The organism is Priestia sp. P5_B4 (assembly GCF_056400385.1).
The window spans coordinates 1-1,260 of sequence record NZ_JBFULJ010001013.1; the positions used below are offsets into that span (position 1 = coordinate 1).

Below are 1,260 nucleotides of genomic sequence, written 5' to 3' on the forward strand. Positions count from 1 at the left end.
GAATTAAGATGTATATTAGCAAAAAAGACGATATTCAAGATCATTTAATTAAAAAAGGATATGACGTTAAAGAATTCATGAATGAAAATGGGGATTGGCACTATTTCAAAGTAAGTACAACATGGTCAGGAGTTCATACAGTAAAAGTAAAAGGTGGATTTTTTGGATACGACATTCAAAAAGTTAAATAATTAAAAACATTTATTTTAACTAAAGATGTATACCATATACAGGTTAAAAACAGAAAAAACTACCTACGCGGCGACGGAAGGTAGTTTTTCTGTCTACAAAGTGATAAGTCGATGAAGTAACTATCATGAATAGTTTGCTCAAGTTGTTATTTATTATCCGTTTATAGTGGGGGAAGAACATAAATCAATTTCTTTTACTGGTTATTTGCACCAAAAGGTCGGTAAGAAGGATAATAGCAAAGGGAGCAATGCAAACAATGAAGATCTCACGAAAGATCATATAAACCTTATTATTCATTTATATTGAATCCACCTTTATATCTTTGAGTAAACTTTTTAGGGTTTCTTAAGTAGTAGAATGTTCGAATAAAGGGAAAGGATTCATATCAAATAAAACAACAGGGTTAATCATGCTGATATTCTTAGCATTTACTTCTCATAATCGTGATATGATAGGTTATTTGTCTTGGATGGCATAAAAAAAGCCAGTTCATTGAACAAACTGTAGCTTATTGTTCTTTATTGGATTAAAACTGTTGAGATAGACCTTTTCTTGAGCATACTTGAAATAATACCCCAGTTCATCTTGGTGGATTTTACGAGTAAAGAATCTTTCAAGTGTAGTGTTCTTAGCACAGCCAAAGAAGTAGTCCTCTGTATCAGTATAAAAGATGTCAATAGCGTAAATAGAAAAGTCATAAACATAGGGTAATCTGTACACAGCAAACTTACTAGTAATACCTTGCTCATACCTCTTGATGTGCTCTGTCTTTTTCACAATATTTCAACTCCCTTGATTTAAGAATAATAGTACTCTGGAGAGTAATTTATTGTTTTGTATATAAAATTAAAAGGAGGAACAACAAATAATGAAATTGTCCCTCCAAAGCAGAAAATGAACAAAACATGCTGCATATACAGTGTTTTGTCATGAATCGATAGTATACCATGAGAACAATGTCCTATAACCTTTGATACACGTATGTATAGAAAATGAAACATCTTGTAGCACTACTGACACATTATTGATAAAAAACGGCATATACAGCCTAAAATAGAAAAGCTACTG

Annotated in this window: 2 protein-coding genes; one reads left to right on the forward strand and one right to left on the reverse strand. The window is 31.5% G+C overall.

Features of this window, described 5'->3' with window-relative positions; genetic code table 11:
* A partial coding sequence (locus AC1DRF_RS28365; RefSeq protein ID WP_477742356.1) for a hypothetical protein occupies window positions 1-191 on the forward strand: 191 nt, incomplete at its 5' end.
* 490 nt (window positions 192-681) lie between these two features.
* Here AC1DRF_RS28365 and AC1DRF_RS28370 read toward each other — a convergent pair.
* On the reverse strand, window positions 682-969 hold the full coding sequence (locus tag AC1DRF_RS28370) for a hypothetical protein (RefSeq protein WP_074682859.1): 288 nt from the start codon (window positions 967-969) through the stop codon (window positions 682-684).
* Between the last annotated feature and the right edge of the window lie 291 nt (window positions 970-1,260).